This is a genomic window from Acinetobacter sp. WCHAc010052 (assembly GCF_002165295.2).
Lineage (GTDB): Bacteria > Pseudomonadota > Gammaproteobacteria > Pseudomonadales > Moraxellaceae > Acinetobacter > Acinetobacter chinensis.
In genome coordinates, this window is sequence record NZ_CP032143.1 from 84,018 (window position 1) to 99,937 (window position 15,920).

Genomic DNA, 15,920 nt, shown 5'->3' on the forward strand with positions numbered 1-15,920 from the left:
GCTGTGTGCAGAATGGATAGGATGAATCAGAACCTGTCATTTTTGATTCATCATAAAAAAACCGGGCAAAAGCCCGGTTTTTTAGATCTGATGTTTAAATCAGATATCAGAAAGGTCTACACCAATACGTGTAGCAACTTCTTCATAAGCCTCAACAACACCGCCTAAACCTTGACGGAAACGGTCTTTATCGAGTTTTTTCTTGGTGTCTTTATCCCATAAACGGCAACCGTCTGGAGAGAACTCATCACCCAGTACGATACGGTCATGGAAAACACCAAATTCAAGTTTGAAGTCCACCAGCATCATGTTGCCAGCATCAAATAATGATTTCAGTACTTCGTTGACTTTATAAGTCAGAACTTTCATCTGCTCAAGCTGCTCAGCATTTGCCCAGCCTAAAGCAATAGCCTGAGATTCGTTGACCATTGGATCGCCAAGCGCATCGTCTTTGAAGAAAAGTTCAAAAGTAGGTGGAGTCAGTTCTTTACCTTCTTCAACACCTAGACGGCGGCATAATGAACCTGCTGCAAAGTTACGGATAACGCATTCAACAGGAATCATGTGCAGTTTTTTCACTAAAACTTCAGTTGGAGAAAGCAGTTTCTCAAAATGAGTTTCAATGCCTGCAGCAGCCAGTTTTTCCATGATAAAGGCGTTAAAACGGTTGTTCACCTTGCCCTTACGATCCAGCTGTTCGATTTTTTCGCCATTGAAGGCAGAGGCATCATCACGGAAGACTAAGATCAGATGGTCTGCGCTGTCTGTTTCATAAACAGATTTTGCTTTACCGGTATAGAGCAAGGTTTGTTTTAACATGGGGGAACCTTTTGCAAAAAAAAATTGCCTAGAACGACTAGGCTGGCCAGTTTTGGGAAATCTGGGTTAACAGCTCGGCAGCTTTCTGAGGGTCTGCAAAACTGTTGTTGGCATTAAAAACAGCCAGGTTGTTGCTGGTCCCAACAGAGGTGAGTCGTAACACATAAGTCTGCTGATCGACTTTTAAAGTCACTTCGTGACGGTTTTTACTTTGACCAGCAATGGTGTGATTCAGACTGCCGAGAGTCGCAAGTGTGTACTGCCAGATTGTATCAGAATTTCCTTCTATTTTGAGCAGGGGATTCTGATTTCCATCAGTTACAAGCTGAGGACGACCAGTATTTGTACCGGTATCCACAGCATCATTCGCTGAGGTGTCGGTCTGGGTCATCTCTGGACGGGGTAAAGCAAAACGGTTGCCACGCTTGTTCTCAAGCTTAGGTGCATGATCAATTGCAAGCTGTTCAACCGTAGGAGCAGGATACAAAGGCGTCGCCGGGCGAACCATAGAACCTTCAGGGTATTGCAGTGGCTCCAGTGAGGATGCTTTTTTATAATCCAGGGAACCATTGCCGATACCCATGGTGCTGCAACCCGCCAGTGTAAATGCTGAAAGTACGAGGGTCAGACCGAAACGTAATTGCATAGTGTCGTGCTCTTATTTAATGACGCCCGCAGCGATCAGTGCTTCGCGAAGCGGTGCGCGGTATTGTTGTGCCAATGGCGTTAATGGCAGGCGAATACCTGTACCGATTAATTCCATTTCATGAAGTGCCCATTTCACAGGAATCGGGTTGGATTCACAAAACAGAATATTGTGTAAATTTGCAATCTGACTGTTCTGCTGTTCAGCCTGAGCTGCGTCACCGGCAATTGCAGAGGCACAGACCTGACTCATTTCTTTCGGTGCAACGTTTGCAGTTACAGAAATATTGCCTTTTGCACCGCGTAAAATCAGCTGATATGCAGTGGCATCATCACCTGAGTAGACGGTCATGTTTTTATTGTTCAGACCGTCCAGCAGTTCCTGACCACGAGGAATGTCACCGGTTGCATCTTTAATACCCACGATGTTTGCAATGTCAGCCAGGCGGATAACAGTCTCATTTTCCATATCCACGCCGGTACGACCTGGTACGTTATACAGAATAATCGGTAAATCAACAGCTTCAGCAATCGCTTTGTAGTGCTGGAACAGACCTTCCTGGGTCGGTTTATTATAATAAGGAGTAACCAGCAGTGCTGCATCAGCACCAAGCTCTTTGGCTTCTCTGGTCAGTTCAATCGCTTCGTGGGTTGAGTTTGCGCCAGTGCCGGCAATGACAGGAATACGTCTGTCAGCGACACGGATGATTTCCTTGATCACCTGTGTGTGCTCAGCCATGCTCAGTGTAGAGGCTTCACCTGTTGTGCCAACAGCAACAATACTGTTTGTACCTTCCGCAATGTGCCACTCAACGAGCTTCTCCAGGCTCTTCCAATCTACACTGCCATCTTCAAACATTGGGGTGACGATTGCGACGATTGAGCCTTGAATGATCTGTGCTTGCTGAGTCATTTTGAAAAAATATCCTGTTTTTCCATCCGGATGGGTAATAAAACGAAGGTCGGGATGGTTGCGTTTTTTGATTTTCAGCACTTCAGACCTGTGTTTCAGGGTTGAATAATGCTTATGCAAATTATGACTGATCAGAGGCATAAGAACAATACGCTTTAGTCAAAGCTGTGAAAAACTTTATAAAAAGTACAGCAGAATATGGATAAAAAGCATGAGCTTCCAGTCCGGAGCGGAACGGCTGCGAAAGTGATTTTTTCAGGCAGAGCCTGTAACAGCATTGAAATCCTATGAATTAACTCAGAATTTAAGATGAAATAAGAATCAACATAGATGTAAAAGTTATATTTACATTCGTGTGATTAATCGCAATGAATCATTAAAAACAAGGGGAGTAATCACTTTTAACTATTATTTGTAATTTTACGTAACTTCGGTGCTCAGGCTGCTGATATTGATATTTAAGTCGTATTTCTGATGGTTTTACTCAGAATTTATTTGAATTAATTGTTTTTACGACTATAGCCTGCCGGTTTCAGATAGCAGAAATTTCAACTGATGATCAGAAAAATAAGAAAAATCTTAAACTTATTGGTAGTTATGACAATACATCGACTCAGGGATGATGAGGCTTCTATTGGACACTGATTGAACAAGGAGCTGCTTATGGAAAAACCGGATAATAAACATGCCATTGTAACGGTGGCAATCTGTTTCCTGATCGCTGTGATTGAAGGACTGGATATTCAGGCTGCGGGAATTGCAGCTGCGGGTATCCGTGAGCATTTTGCTTTGGACAGTTCACAGCTGGGCGTGTTTTTCAGCGCAGGGATTCTGGGCTTGTTGCCTGGTGCGCTGATTGGTGGTCGGTTTGCTGACAGAATCGGACGTAAAAAAGTCCTGATCTGGTCAACAGGAGTATTTGCGGTATTTACTTTATGTACCGCGTGGGTCAACAGCTTTAACAGTCTGCTGGCGGTACGTTTTCTGGCGGGTGCAGGACTGGGTGCTGCGATGCCTATTCTGATCACACTGGCTTCGGAAGCTGTTTCACCGCAGAACCGTGGACGGGCTGTAGGGTTGATGTACTGTGGTATGCCGGTTGGGGCAGCCATTCTGTCTCTGGTTGCCAGTACTGATTTTGGTACTAACTGGAAAAATATTTTTTATCTGGGTGGTTTACTGCCGATTATTGTGATTCCTGTGATGATGTTTTTCCTGCCAGAGTCGAAGGAATATCTGAAAGCACAGAATCAGGCTGTCACTGAAAATGCAGCACCACAGGCTTCATTTAAAGAGCTGTTTAATTCTACGAATTTTATGCGCACCATTCTGATCTGGGTCAGCTATTTCTTTACTCTGATGGTGGTGTACATCATGCTGAGCTGGTTACCATCCCTGTTTATGGAACTGGGCTTCTCACGTAAGGAAGGCAGTACAGCACAGTTCTTCTTTATGGTCAGTGCGACTGTCGGTACTGTGATTCTGGGTATGCTGACTGACCGCTGGAAAAAAGCTTATGTGATTATTCTGATGTACGGCGGTATTTTGGCAGGTCTTTTTGCACTGAATTCAGCAGGTTCACTGACTCAGATGTATATGGCATCGGCACTGGTGGGGGCATTTGTGATTGGCTGTCAGGGCGTACTGTATGCGTTCGGCAGTATTGTTTACCCAACTGAAATGCGTGGTACAGGTGTCGGTATGGCTTCGGCTGTGGGTCGTGTGGGTGCGATGCTTGGACCGGTGATTGCAGGGCAGCTGCTTGCTGCAGGTTTTGGTGCAGCCGGAGTTATTTCAGCAGCGATTCCGTGTATTCTGATTTCAGCGATATTTATGCTGTTCCTGGTACGTCGTATTCAGGCTTAAATTGAAATATTGATACTTAGCGTTGGACAGCCCGTTTTTACGGGCTGTTTTTTTATCTGTGTAAACTGTCGGACAGGCAGTGGACTGCGCATTCAACCGCAGACAAGCATTCTGTTGTATGCTTGGAGCAGAATGAAAAAAATGGACAGAGGCATGATGCAGAAGAATACGGCTTTAATTGTTGTGGATGTACAGAATGGATTCACACCTGGGGGACATCTGGCGGTTGCCGGTGCAGATCAGATTATACCGGTGATCAATCAGCTGGCAGACAGTTTTGACAATATTGTCATTACTCAGGACTGGCATCCGGAAAACCATATTTCTTTTGCTGAAAATCATCCAGGGAAACAGCCTTATGATCAGATTGAGCTGAATTATGGGACTCAGGTGCTGTGGCCAGCGCACTGTGTTCAGGGCACACAGGATGCAGAGCTGCATCCGGCACTGAATTTACCCAGAGCACAGTTGATTATCCGTAAGGGGTTTCATCCTGAGATCGACAGTTATTCTGCCTTTATGGAAGCAGACCGGAAAACCGTGACCGGACTGGAGGGGTATTTAAAAGCCCGTGGGATTGATACAGTTTATATCACTGGTATCGCGACTGATTTCTGTGTGGCATGGACTGCGATTGACGCCAGCCGTATGGGATTTAAAACCTGGGTGATTGCAGATGCGACCCGTGGGATTGATCTTCAGGGGTCATTACAGCATGCATGGCAGGATATGCTGGCTGCCGGTGTGAAACGGATTTACAGCAAAGCGCTGATACAAACACCGTGACAGCGGGTAAAAAAAAATGATATACCGCCAGTATGACAGTTCAGAAAAACTGAAGTGTCAGTTTACCGGGAATTCAGTATGTCTGCTTTTTTGCGTCTGACGCAGTTTATTCAGAAAACTTTTGCACTCTGGGTGGTGCTTTTTGCAGGACTTGCCATGCTGGAGCCTGCTGCTTTTGTGTGGCTGAAACCCTATATTACTTGGATGCTGGGCATTATTATGTTCGGGATGGGCATGACCATGACCGTGCAGGACTTCCGTGGGGTACTGCAAAGTCCAAAAGCCGTTTTGACCGGTGTCGTGGCTCAGTTTCTGATTATGCCTGCGCTGGCTTATCTGCTGTGTAAACTGTTCAGCCTGCCTGCTGAAATTGCGGTTGGGGTGATTCTGGTGGGATGCTGTCCTGGTGGAACGGCGTCCAATGTCATTACCTATATGGCAAAAGGTAATACAGCACTCTCAGTTGCCTGTACTTCAGTTTCAACGTTGCTGGCGCCTGTACTGACTCCTGCTGTTTTTTATCTGCTGGCCAGTCAGTGGATTGAGATTAATGCACTGTCTATGCTCACCTCGATTTTACAGGTTGTACTGTTTCCCGTTTTACTTGGACTGGTCATGCGTACTTTGCTGAAACAGAAAGTTGAACGTTATATTGCTGTGATGCCACTGATTTCAGTCATAGCGATCGTGGCTATTGTTGCCGCGATTATTGGTGGCAGTAAAGCGCAGATTCTTGAGTCGGGTCTGCTGATTTTAGGTGTAGTAATACTGCATAACGGACTCGGTTATCTGCTCGGTTTCTGGTCAGGTCAGCTACTGAAGCTACCCTATGCTGACTCCAAAGCCATTGCGATTGAAGTCGGTATGCAGAACTCAGGGCTGGGGGTGGCTCTTGCCGCCGTACATTTTGCTGCGTCACCGCTGACCGCAGTGCCCAGTGCAATTTTCAGTTTATGGCACAATATTTCAGGTCCGGCACTGGCGACCTACTGGGCGTCAAAAACTGATCATCCTGAAACTTAAACGTACAGTATTTAACAATCAGAGGGCATCGCCCTCTTTTTTATGCTGCTGTTTTTAACAGCTGTTTCATGAGCACCGTCCATAATTCTTTTTTAGATGTAACTAAACTGTCATAAAGCCTGCCTAACATGCCGTTGAGGGTTTTACAGACAGACTGTGGCAGACAGCAAAGAGAAATATGGAAAACTTCCAGCATTCATCCGAAACGTATTTTAACCGTGAACTTGCCTTATTTGAATTTCACCGCAGAGTCCTGGCGCAGGCAAAAAATCCTGAATTTCCATTACTGGAACGGCTGAATTTTTTAATGATTTTTTCACGCAATCTGGATGAATTTTTTGAAATCCGGGTTGCTGGTTTAATGAAGCAGCTGGATCTGAACGCCATTACCCGGACTCCCGATGCGCTGCCGGCTGAAGTCGTACTGCAGGAGCTGTCTGAGGCTGTTCATCAGTCAGTAAAAGAGCAGTATCAGCTGCTGAATCATACGTTATTGCCTGCTTTGCAGAGTGTCGGTATTCACTTTATTCAGTTTCAGGATATTCTGGAAAAGCATAAACGCTGGGTTGCAGAATATTTCAGTAAACAGGTGCAGCCTGTGCTGACCCCGATCAGTCTTGATCCATCACATCCTTTCCCACGCCTGGTCAATAAAAGCCTGAATTTTATTGTCAGTCTGGAAGGCAAAGATGCTTTTGGGCGACAGATTGAGATGGCGATTGTTCCTGCACCCCGTTCGTTGCCCCGTTTTATTTCCATTCCAGAACATGTTTCGGGCAATGCTCAGGAATATATCTTTTTAAGCGCCATTCTTCAGCAGCATATTGATGATCTGTTTCCAGGCATGAAAGCGACTGGCTGTTATGCGTTCAGGGTCACCCGTAATGCGGATCTGATTCTTGCTGAAGATGTGGATGATCTGGCGGTTGCCTTAAAGGATGAGCTGTCATCCCGCCGTTTTGGACGGGCAGTCCGACTGGAAATAGAGGATGACTGTCCGCAGGAAATTACGGATTATCTGCTGAATGAGTTTGATCTGGATGAAAGTCATCTCTACCGCATAGATGGTCCTGTGAATTTATCCCGTCTGACCGCAGATTTTGACCGCCCTGAACTGAAATTTCCCGTGTATACACCGGTGATTCCAAAGATTCTGCGTAAAGGTTCCGTATTTGAAGTACTGAAAAAGCAGGATGTGTTGCTGCATCATCCTTTCGACTCATTTAAACCTGTGATTAATTTATTGCGTGAAGCTGCCAAAGATCCTGGCGTGCTTGCAATTAAACAGACGCTGTACCGCAGTGGTCCGGATTCTGAAATTGTGCAGGTGCTAGCAGAGGCAGCACGAAACGGTAAGGAAGTGACCGCCGTCATCGAGCTTCGTGCCCGTTTTGATGAAGAGTCCAATATCACTGTTGCCAATATTCTTCAGGAAGCTGGGGCAGTGGTGGTCTATGGCATTGTGGGATATAAAACCCATGCCAAAATGATCCTGATTGTACGTCGTGAAGATAATCAGCTGGTGCGCTATGTACATCTGGGAACAGGGAATTATCATGCAGGCAATGCACGGATGTATACCGATTATGGTCTGATGACAACAGATACCCAGATCTGTTCGGATGTACATCTGATGTTTCAGGAACTGACAGGCATGGGCAAAATGGTGCATCTCAAAGCATTGCTGCATGCCCCTTTTACTCTGCACGCAGGACTGTTACAGCTGATTGAGCAGGAAACTGCGTTTGCCCGCGCAGGAAAGCGGGCGCATATTATGATTAAGGTCAATGCGCTGACAGAGCCGAAACTGATTACTGCACTGTATGAGGCTTCACAGGCAGGTGTAAAAATTGATCTGCTGATCCGTTCAATCTGCTGTCTGATTCCAGGGCAGAAAGGGCTGTCTGAAAATATTCGGGTACGTTCCATTGTCGGACGTTTTCTGGAGCACACCCGTGTGTATTATTTTGAACATGGGGGCGCACAGAAGCTTTATTGTGCCAGTGCAGACTGGATGGGACGGAATCTGTTTTCACGGGTTGAAACCTGTTTCCCGATACTGAATACCAGACTGAAAAAACAGATTATTAAAGATGGCTTAGAGAACTATATGGCAGATAATCAGAACGCCTGGACACTGTATTCAGACGGTCACTGGGAAAAAGTGACAGCGGGTACAGATGAAAATCCGTTCAGTGCTCAGCTTTATCTGATGGAACAGAAACAGAACAATATCTGATCCATTGTAAAAAAATGCCTGGTATTGACCAGGCATTTTTTTATAGGGAAAGAAAAATCAATCAGTGTCTCAGGATGCCCGGGACTGCTTGCCTTTCAGAATATCGGTTCTTAAAGTCTGTGCCAGTTCAGCAGTCGTGCTGTCCATACCATTGATCATAAATGCCTGACGGGTCAGTACATTGGCAGGATTTGGCATGTTGACCAACTGATAATGGTCTGAAATTTCTTTCAGCAGTTCAGCCGGTAAATGTACCGCGCTTTCCTTGGCAGACAGGTGCTGTACAAGGCGTTCAGCCGCCTGAACAGAACTCAGCTGCATGGCATCCACCGCACTGGAAACCGCACTTCGGGTCTGTAAAACAAAGCGTTTTTCTTCACGGTAGCGTTTATAGAGTACGTCAGACAGCAGTTGAAATACCGTGCCGATCATGGTCAGACATTCAACCGAGTTGGGTGTCTCAGCAGAAATAGTCAATGTTGCACCCTGTTCACAGAACTGCTGAACCGTGGTGATATCTGAACGGTTAAGTTTGTAATGCTGTAAGCACAGTTCAATACTTTTGTTCAGGAAGATCTGACACAGATTGAAGTAGGGAATGGATACAGTATTATTGACCGAATCCAGCAGTTGCTTTGGATCATAAAACTGAATATTCAGAGCAACGGTGTTGTTGTCTGTTTCCACAGTGGCTTTGGCTTCTTTGGGTTTAATCCGAACCTGAACCTGCTGCTGTACCTGAGCAATCGCCACAGCGGAATTATGTTTTTCCTGCTCCAGTGCCTGGGTCAGTGTCTGAAGCTCATGTTTCAGACGGGATTCATTGTTAATACGGGCAAGGTATTCTGTACGGCTTGGACGGGCAATTGCACGATAGGCAAGCCACAGCAGACCATGCAGGAACAGTGAAGTCAGAATCGCCAGCCATTGTGTACGCAGAATTTCCCCGATACTCGGTTTGATCAGTGTAATTTCAACCGTTCCGGCTTTTTTCTCATTCTGAAGTGCATCACGGACAAAAACTTCACCATTTCTTGTTTTTGCCTGACCACCCGTCGCCAGAACCTGATTGCCAGCGTCGAGAATACGGATGGATGCAACACTTGGGTTGGTGGCGTAACGATCCACCAGCAGCGCCAGTGACACTGTATTGGCAGGAGATAACTCAGAAAGACTGTCTGTAACCAGCTGACTGGTCATGAGCTGTCCCTGACTGGCACGGTTTTCATTTAGCTGGTGAGTGGTTGCAACCACTAATAAAAAGGTGTGCAACGCGAAACTTACAATCAGCAGGCTGGCAAACAGCCCTTGTCTAGGCGCATTCAACGTAAACTTCCAAGGCAATTATATTCAATTTCGATTATGATTCTCACAATAGTTGCAGTTCTGATTCGAGTCAATTCATGCGAGAAATCATTCTTATTTCATTTTTAGGACCCGACCAGCCTAATCAGTTCACCCGATTAATGCAGGTTTTATCCACTCATTCCTTACAGATCCTGGATGTTGGTCAGGCCGTCATCCATAACCAGCTGACTTTAGGTATTGTTGTTTCGTCAGATGACCAGACAGCTACAGCATTAGCCATGAAGGAAATTCTGATTTTAGCACATGATATTGGCTTAACTGTTCGCTTTAAGCCTATCTCTGCAACAGAATATGACCAATGGGTGAGTGAAGGTGGACGGACACGCTATATTGTGACGGCACTGGCACCTGAACTGACCGCATCTCATTTACAGGCTGTTACCCGTATTGTGTCCAGTCAGGGCTTCAACATTGAAACTGTGACCCGACTTTCTGGGCGTCCTGATCTTGTCAATGTTGCAGATGCGCCCAAACGGGCATGTGTTCAGTTCGGTTTAAGTGGGCAGATGCTGGATTCTGCGGCAATGCGTGAGGCTTGCCTGCGTCTTTCCACGGAACTGAGTGTGGATGTTGCGGTACAGGAAGACAATGCATACCGCCGCAACCGTCGTCTGGTGTGCTTTGATATGGACTCCACGCTGATTGAACAGGAAGTGATTGATGAGCTTGCCATTGAGGCAGGTGTTGGCGATCAGGTTGCTGAGATCACTGAACGTGCCATGCAGGGTGAACTCGATTTTCAGCAGAGTTTCCGTGCGCGGGTTGCCTTGCTCAAAGGACTGGATGCATCAGTACTGCCTGCCATTGCAGAACGGCTGACCATTACAGAAGGGGCGGAGCGTCTGATTTCAACCTTAAAAGCCCTGGGCTATAAAACAGCCATTCTGTCCGGTGGTTTCCAGTATTTTGCAGAATATCTTCAGCAGAAACTGGGCATAGATGAAGTGCATGCCAATATTCTGGATGTACAGGACGGTGTGGTCACAGGAGAAGTGAAAGGGCATATCGTGGATGGTGCGCGAAAAGCATTATTGCTGCGTGAGCTGGCCGATAAGATGGGGATTTCCCTGGAGCAGGCGATTGCGGTAGGAGATGGTGCCAACGATTTACCTATGCTTTCAATTGCAGGTCTGGGTGTTGCATTCAGAGCAAAACCGTTGGTGCGTCAGAATGCCAATCAGGCAATTTCCAGTGTCGGTCTGGATGGTGTTCTTTATCTGCTGGGTGTGCATGACAAAGACCTGAACAGAGCCTGAGATATATTGCATTTTTATGAAATGGCGCGACTGAAGTCGCGCTTTTTTTTTGCATAAATCCGTGTATTTCCGATAGATGACTGCATTCCATCGACTTAAAGAAAAACGATTATCGGGATCGGTAAAATTTTTTTTATTGCATGAAAATGGCGTTGTTTTTTTGTAATGACACGCTGAGCATGATGCTGTCTCACTTCCACAAAAGACGAAATTACAAAAAATGTAATGACAAAATAATATGGCGACAAAATATGTCGTATGAGGAAAAAGCAGGACTTTTTTTATCGCTAAAACTCCTCATAATGCTTCCATAGAGACAAAGTACAAAAAACTGGAATTTTTTATTTAACTTAAAACGGTGATGGAACTGGTCAGAATGCAGGTGCAGGAAACAGTTCTGGATGACGGAGGTTCATATGGTAACAGCGAATTTGGCAACCATAGCTGGCACAGGTTTAGTGGCAGCTGCTGTGATTGCTGTTTTCTTCTCGCCTTATCGCCGCTGGTTGGGATTCATGGTCGCAGGCATGGTGTTCTGGGGCTTACTGGAAACAGTACGTTTTGGTATTCAGAACCTGTTTGAGCTGTCGGTTGCTTACAGCTATCTGTCTGCACTGACACTGGCAATGGGTATGGTGACCTTACTGCTGCTGCGTGAAGACCGTCGCGCAGAGCGCGCAATGGCAAAACGCCGTTATATAGAACATACTCCTGTCTATGAAGAAGAGCGTCAGCAGATTTCAAGCCGCTGATTGCTTTAAGACAGCACGGTGTCAGACCAAAACAGAAACACGAAAAATGTACAGCAGTGTACATTTTTTTTTACCTTAGACTAATGATTGTTATACAAAGCCTTGATGCAGAAACAGCAACTTATGCTAGGATGAGGCAGTTAATTTTCCAACAATTACAACAGGCTTAAATGTCATGAAACTTTCTTCGATTCCAGTCGTGAAATTACCTTTGGTCGATGTCAGCACAGATCCACTTGATCTGCTTGTGGCGGGTCTGGCACTGCGCATGAAGCAGCTTGCCCGTACAAGTCCAAAATTTATTGAGCTGGTTCACGAACGTCAGTTCCGCATCCAGATCGGTACAGATCTGGGCATGGCGCGCCAGATTATTGTAGATAATGGACAGATTGATACTGTTGCCGGTGATGCAGAAAAAGCAGATTTTATTCTCCAGTTTGCAGACAGCGAACAGGGTGTGAAAACACTGGTGAAAGGTGACCCTTCAGCGTTCATGACAGGTATGCAAAGTGGTACCATTAAAATGGAAGGTGATTTTGGTTTACTGGTATGGTTTAACCAGGCGGCGAAACTGATTCCACCTAAACTGCCAAAACCTGTCAAAGAAAAAATCAGACTTGCCCGTGCATTCATTAAAGAAAAAACAGGTAAATAAGATAAAAAACCATTGAATATAAATGTTTTAATGGTTAAAAATACCTCCTGTACAGGGGGTATTTTTATGAAAAAAATAATAACATCAGGTTTGATTGCTGTATCACTGGGCATGACAGGTTGTGCAAGTATTATTTCTGGGGCAAATCAGACACTGACGTTCAGGTCTGTTCCAGAAGAAGCGTCGATTTCCATCACCAATAAAGCCGGTGAAAAAATTCATACAGGAACAACACCGGTAACGGTCACCTTAAAAAGGGGGGCGGGTTATTTTAAAGCCGCAGCTTATGAGGTCAGATTTGAGAAAGAAGGGTATCAGGCGAAAACCGTTCATGTGCGTGGTACCGGAAATGGCTGGTATATTGCAAATGTTCTTCTGGGTGGTCTGGTCGGTCTGTTGATTGTAGATCCAGTCACAGGTGCTATGTACAGCCTGACTCCATCTGATGTGAATGCTGTGCTGGATGCCAGTCCGGATGTGGTCACAAAGACAGATGAACCGTCTTTAACGGTCATGCCTGTACAGGACATTCCAGCAGAGATGATGCAGCGTGCTGAGTTGATTGCATCCTTATAACTCTGCACCTTGTCTGGAATTTCAATATAAAAAAAGCCCGCAGTTGAGGGCTTTTTTTATATCAGCATCTGTTCTATTCAACTTCCAGGTTAAATGTGACCGGTCCATCATTGACCAGATGTACTTTCATGTCCGCTGCAAAAATACCCGTCTGCACCTGTCCGAACTGACTTCTGGCATAGTCCACCAGCTGCTCATAAAGCGCTTTTGCCGTGTCAGGTGGCATAGCAGTACCAAAGTCAGGACGTAAACCCTTTTGTGTCTGTGCCATCAGTGTGAACTGTGAAACAAGCAGTAAACCACCGCCTGCCTGGCTGACATTCCAGCCCATTTTGCCTTGCTCATCATCAAAAAAGCGGTATTTCAGAATCTTATCAATCAGTTTTTGCCCTTTCTCCAGCGTATCTTCTTTGCCTATGCCCAGAAAAACTAAAATTCCATGCTGAATTTCACCTGTGGTTTCGCCATCGACCACGACTTTCGCTTCCAGGACACGCTGTAATAAGGCACGCATATGGGGTTTCTTTTCCTGCTGAATTTGACAAGTGTGAATTGTAGCAAACTGACTGTAGGGCAATGCAGTTTTTACAGGTGATCAGTCGTTAATGTTCTGAAAAATTAAAATAAAAAACAATCTATCTGTTAGTGCGATTGAAATAATAAATATTATCTGTTTTGTCTATTTGTAAAGAATGGCTATCTTAGCGGGGCAGGAAAGGATCAATTATAGTGAGATGAAGACGATGTTTAAGCGTTCTTTACTTGTTGCCATGTTGGCAACAGCAACAGTGGCGGTTCAGGCAGCGCCATTAACCAAAGATAATGGTGCACCGGTTGGTGATAACCAGAACTCGATTACGGCAGGTCCGAATGGTTCTGTTTTACTTCAGGATGTTCAGCTGGTTCAAAAGTTACAGCGTTTTGGTCGTGAGCGTATTCCTGAGCGTGTTGTACATGCACGTGGTACGGGTGCTTATGGTGAGTTTATTGCGACTGAAGATCTGTCTGATCTGACCATTGCTTCAATGTTTAAAGCTGGGACTAAAACGCCAGTATTCTTACGCTTCTCAACTGTAATTCATGGTAAAGGTTCTCCAGAAACTTTACGTGACCCGCACGGCTTTGCAATCAAGTTCTATACACAGGAAGGCAACTGGGACTTAGTGGGTAACCAGACGCCAGTATTCTTTATCCGTGATGCGATCAAATTCCCTGACTTCATTCACGCGATGAAACCAAGCCCAGTCAGTAACGTACAGGATGCAAACCGCGTATTTGACTTCTTGTCCAGCCAGCCATGGGCAACCAACATGCTGACTTATGTGTATGGCAACCACGGTGTTCCAGCCAGCTACCGCGAACAGGACGGCTTTGGCGTACATGCATTCAAACTTTATAACGATAAAGGCGAATACAGATACGTTAAATTCAACTTCCGCTCTAAACAAGGCGTAAAAGGTCTGAATGTTAAAGAAGCGATGGAACAGCAGGGTAAAGATTTCAATCATTTGACCAATGATCTTTATGCCAGCATCAATGCTGGAAAATTCCCGAAATGGGATCTTTATATCCAGGTACTGGAGCCTGAAGACCTGAACAGCTTTGAGTTTGATCCCCTGGATCCAACGAAAATCTGGCCTACAGATTTAGTGAAAGAAACCAAAGTCGGTACTTTAACCCTGAACCGTATGCCGAAAAACTTCTTCCAGGAAACGGAACAGGTGGCATTGGCTCCAGGTAACCTGGTGCCTGGTATTGAGCCATCCGAAGACCGCCTGTTACAGGGTCGTATCTTCTCTTATTCTGATACTCAAATGTACCGTTTAGGTGCGAACCATCAGCAAATCCCTGTCAACCGTCCAGTTGTTGCTGTAAACAACAACAATCAGGATGGCTACATGAACGTTGGCGGTACTTCATCTGACGTGAACTACGAACCAAGCCGTATGGAACCAAAACCTGCAACTGAAAAAGCGCGTGCAGTTCAGACTCCGCTTACTGGCACAGTGCAGCAAATTGCTGTGAAAGAGCAGAATTTCAAGCAGGCAGGCGAGCTTTACCGTTCATATACGGCTAAAGAAAAAGATAACTTGATTATGAATTTAGCGGCTGACTTAGGCAACGTTAAAGATTCTGAAACCAGGCACATCATGCTGTCTTACTTCTACAAAGCAGATGCTGACTACGGTATGCGTATGACGAAAGCTGTAAACGGCAATCTGGTGACTGTTAAAGCGAAAGCTGCACAACTGAAAGACTGATTACGGTTGGTCTGAATCAGACTGGTGACCAGGACTAAGGCATCACCTACAGAAAGTCCTGTAAAACTCTATACCTTTCCTGCAATCCTGGGATGGGTTTTACAGGCACTGATTTTTATTCTTTGATCTGAATGGAATGAATGATTTTCAGTCCAGTTCACTGTTCGATTTTTGTTGGAGTTAATTATGAGCATGATGCAACGTATATTTTCAGTCAGTATTCTTGCGGTGAGTTCAGCATTTGCAAATGTGACCCTTGCACAGGATATCTCCCTCACGAAAACCGCTGTAAATGTTCAGATGACCTCACAACAGGAATTGATTGACATCTTCTTTGCTGCAGCCAAAACAGGCAATGAAGACGTCATCAATGAATTTTTAAAGCATGGTTTTCCCGTTGATGTACGCAATGCTTCAGGTTTCACACCACTCATGATGGCGACATATTATGGTCATCAGGGCATTGTCAGCTCGTTACTGGCGCATGGCGCTGACCGCTGTGCACGTGACAGCAAGGGCAATACCGCTTTAATGGGCGCACTGTTTAAAATGGAATTTTCTATTGCCAGGCAGCTGCGTAAAGTCGATTGTGACGCCGCTGCAGGTCAGCGCGGGCAGAAGACAGCAGCTGAATTTGCACAGGTGATTGGGCAGGAAAAACAGTTACAGCAGATTGTGGCATCTCTGGAAAAAGATTCAGCCAGAGACAGGAAATAATCATGCACACGAACTGGACTTTGGTCTGGAATTCAGTTAGCTGT

The 15,920-nt window shown here is 45.4% G+C and carries 15 protein-coding genes; 10 read left to right on the top strand and 5 right to left on the bottom strand.

What is annotated here, in order from left to right:
* Nucleotides 1-99 precede the first annotated feature (99 nt).
* The 3 genes from purC to dapA are packed head-to-tail and all read right to left on the bottom strand — an operon-like array spanning nucleotide 100 to nucleotide 2,377.
* Nucleotides 100-819, bottom strand: coding sequence for a phosphoribosylaminoimidazolesuccinocarboxamide synthase (gene purC / locus CDG61_RS00785; RefSeq protein ID WP_087513654.1), 720 nt, complete (start codon nucleotides 817-819; stop codon nucleotides 100-102).
* A gap of 37 nt (nucleotides 820-856) precedes the next feature.
* Nucleotides 857-1,465: a lipoprotein-34 precursor (NlpB) gene (locus tag CDG61_RS00790; RefSeq protein WP_087549695.1), complete on the bottom strand. Its 609-nt coding sequence runs from the start codon at nucleotides 1,463-1,465 to the stop codon at nucleotides 857-859.
* A 12-nt stretch (nucleotides 1,466-1,477) separates the two neighbouring features.
* Entirely contained in the window at nucleotides 1,478-2,377 is a 900-nt protein-coding gene (dapA, locus tag CDG61_RS00795) for a 4-hydroxy-tetrahydrodipicolinate synthase (protein WP_087550003.1), read from the bottom strand.
* 663 nt (nucleotides 2,378-3,040) lie between these two features.
* Here dapA and mhpT point away from each other — a divergent pair.
* The 4 genes from mhpT (at nucleotide 3,041) to ppk1 (ending at nucleotide 8,291) form a co-directional block, all read left to right on the top strand.
* The gene (mhpT, locus tag CDG61_RS00800) at nucleotides 3,041-4,243 is read left to right on the top strand and encodes a 3-(3-hydroxy-phenyl)propionate transporter MhpT (RefSeq protein ID WP_087549696.1); all 1,203 of its coding nucleotides are present in this window, start codon (nucleotides 3,041-3,043) and stop codon (nucleotides 4,241-4,243) included.
* A gap of 156 nt (nucleotides 4,244-4,399) precedes the next feature.
* Nucleotides 4,400-5,029, top strand: a complete 630-nt coding sequence (gene pncA / locus CDG61_RS00805) for a bifunctional nicotinamidase/pyrazinamidase (RefSeq protein ID WP_087513678.1) — start codon at nucleotides 4,400-4,402, stop codon at nucleotides 5,027-5,029.
* 78 nt (nucleotides 5,030-5,107) lie between these two features.
* Nucleotides 5,108-6,052, top strand: coding sequence for a bile acid:sodium symporter family protein (locus CDG61_RS00810; RefSeq protein WP_087549697.1), 945 nt, complete (start codon nucleotides 5,108-5,110; stop codon nucleotides 6,050-6,052).
* Between the two features lie 178 nt (nucleotides 6,053-6,230).
* Nucleotides 6,231-8,291, top strand: a complete 2,061-nt coding sequence (ppk1, locus tag CDG61_RS00815) for a polyphosphate kinase 1 (RefSeq protein ID WP_087549698.1) — start codon at nucleotides 6,231-6,233, stop codon at nucleotides 8,289-8,291.
* Between the two features lie 69 nt (nucleotides 8,292-8,360).
* Here the strand turns inward: ppk1 and CDG61_RS00820 are convergent, their stop codons facing one another.
* A complete protein-coding gene (locus CDG61_RS00820; RefSeq protein ID WP_087549699.1) occupies nucleotides 8,361-9,617 on the bottom strand; it encodes a hypothetical protein in 1,257 nt (418 codons plus the stop codon).
* Between the two features lie 77 nt (nucleotides 9,618-9,694).
* Here CDG61_RS00820 and serB point away from each other — a divergent pair, with 77 nt between their 5' ends.
* The 4 genes from serB (at nucleotide 9,695) to CDG61_RS00840 (ending at nucleotide 12,898) form a co-directional block, all read left to right on the top strand.
* Nucleotides 9,695-10,915, top strand: coding sequence for a phosphoserine phosphatase SerB (gene serB, locus CDG61_RS00825; protein WP_087549700.1), 1,221 nt, complete (start codon nucleotides 9,695-9,697; stop codon nucleotides 10,913-10,915).
* A 416-nt stretch (nucleotides 10,916-11,331) separates the two neighbouring features.
* The gene (gene aciT, locus CDG61_RS00830) at nucleotides 11,332-11,667 is read left to right on the top strand and encodes a ciprofloxacin tolerance protein AciT (protein WP_087513679.1); all 336 of its coding nucleotides are present in this window, start codon (nucleotides 11,332-11,334) and stop codon (nucleotides 11,665-11,667) included.
* 175 nt (nucleotides 11,668-11,842) lie between these two features.
* Nucleotides 11,843-12,322 carry an SCP2 sterol-binding domain-containing protein gene (locus CDG61_RS00835; RefSeq protein WP_087513661.1) on the top strand — a complete coding sequence of 160 codons (480 nt, stop codon included), beginning with the start codon at nucleotides 11,843-11,845 and terminating at the stop codon, nucleotides 12,320-12,322.
* Between the two features lie 66 nt (nucleotides 12,323-12,388).
* The gene (locus tag CDG61_RS00840) at nucleotides 12,389-12,898 is read left to right on the top strand and encodes a PEGA domain-containing protein (RefSeq protein WP_087549701.1); all 510 of its coding nucleotides are present in this window, start codon (nucleotides 12,389-12,391) and stop codon (nucleotides 12,896-12,898) included.
* 73 nt (nucleotides 12,899-12,971) lie between these two features.
* Here CDG61_RS00840 and dtd read toward each other — a convergent pair whose 3' ends face one another.
* On the bottom strand, nucleotides 12,972-13,412 hold the full coding sequence (dtd, locus tag CDG61_RS00845; protein WP_087549702.1) for a D-aminoacyl-tRNA deacylase: 441 nt from the start codon (nucleotides 13,410-13,412) through the stop codon (nucleotides 12,972-12,974).
* Nucleotides 13,413-13,641: 229 nt separating this feature from the next.
* Between dtd and CDG61_RS00850 the strand changes: the two genes are divergently transcribed.
* Both CDG61_RS00850 and CDG61_RS00855 read left to right on the top strand, forming a co-directional pair.
* Complete coding sequence (locus tag CDG61_RS00850) at nucleotides 13,642-15,159, top strand: catalase (RefSeq protein ID WP_087549703.1); 1,518 nt, start codon at nucleotides 13,642-13,644, stop codon at nucleotides 15,157-15,159.
* A 186-nt stretch (nucleotides 15,160-15,345) separates the two neighbouring features.
* The gene (locus CDG61_RS00855) at nucleotides 15,346-15,876 is read left to right on the top strand and encodes an ankyrin repeat domain-containing protein (RefSeq protein ID WP_087549704.1); all 531 of its coding nucleotides are present in this window, start codon (nucleotides 15,346-15,348) and stop codon (nucleotides 15,874-15,876) included.
* Nucleotides 15,877-15,920 lie beyond the last annotated feature (44 nt).

Bases quoted from the DNA above. Each gene is read 5' to 3' on its own strand.
- purC (WP_087513654.1), bottom strand. From the start codon at position 819: ATGTTAAAACAAACCTTGCTCTATACCGGTAAAGCAAAATCTGTTTAT.
- CDG61_RS00790 (WP_087549695.1), bottom strand. From the start codon at position 1,465: ATGCAATTACGTTTCGGTCTGACCCTCGTACTTTCAGCATTTACACTG.
- dapA (WP_087550003.1), bottom strand. From the start codon at position 2,377: ATGACTCAGCAAGCACAGATCATTCAAGGCTCAATCGTCGCAATCGTC.
- mhpT (WP_087549696.1), top strand. From the start codon at position 3,041: ATGGAAAAACCGGATAATAAACATGCCATTGTAACGGTGGCAATCTGT.
- pncA (WP_087513678.1), top strand. From the start codon at position 4,400: ATGCAGAAGAATACGGCTTTAATTGTTGTGGATGTACAGAATGGATTC.
- CDG61_RS00810 (WP_087549697.1), top strand. From the start codon at position 5,108: ATGTCTGCTTTTTTGCGTCTGACGCAGTTTATTCAGAAAACTTTTGCA.
- ppk1 (WP_087549698.1), top strand. From the start codon at position 6,231: ATGGAAAACTTCCAGCATTCATCCGAAACGTATTTTAACCGTGAACTT.
- serB (WP_087549700.1), top strand. From the start codon at position 9,695: ATGCGAGAAATCATTCTTATTTCATTTTTAGGACCCGACCAGCCTAAT.
- aciT (WP_087513679.1), top strand. From the start codon at position 11,332: ATGGTAACAGCGAATTTGGCAACCATAGCTGGCACAGGTTTAGTGGCA.
- CDG61_RS00835 (WP_087513661.1), top strand. From the start codon at position 11,843: ATGAAACTTTCTTCGATTCCAGTCGTGAAATTACCTTTGGTCGATGTC.
- CDG61_RS00840 (WP_087549701.1), top strand. From the start codon at position 12,389: ATGAAAAAAATAATAACATCAGGTTTGATTGCTGTATCACTGGGCATG.
- dtd (WP_087549702.1), bottom strand. From the start codon at position 13,412: ATGCGTGCCTTATTACAGCGTGTCCTGGAAGCGAAAGTCGTGGTCGAT.
- CDG61_RS00850 (WP_087549703.1), top strand. From the start codon at position 13,642: ATGTTTAAGCGTTCTTTACTTGTTGCCATGTTGGCAACAGCAACAGTG.
- CDG61_RS00855 (WP_087549704.1), top strand. From the start codon at position 15,346: ATGAGCATGATGCAACGTATATTTTCAGTCAGTATTCTTGCGGTGAGT.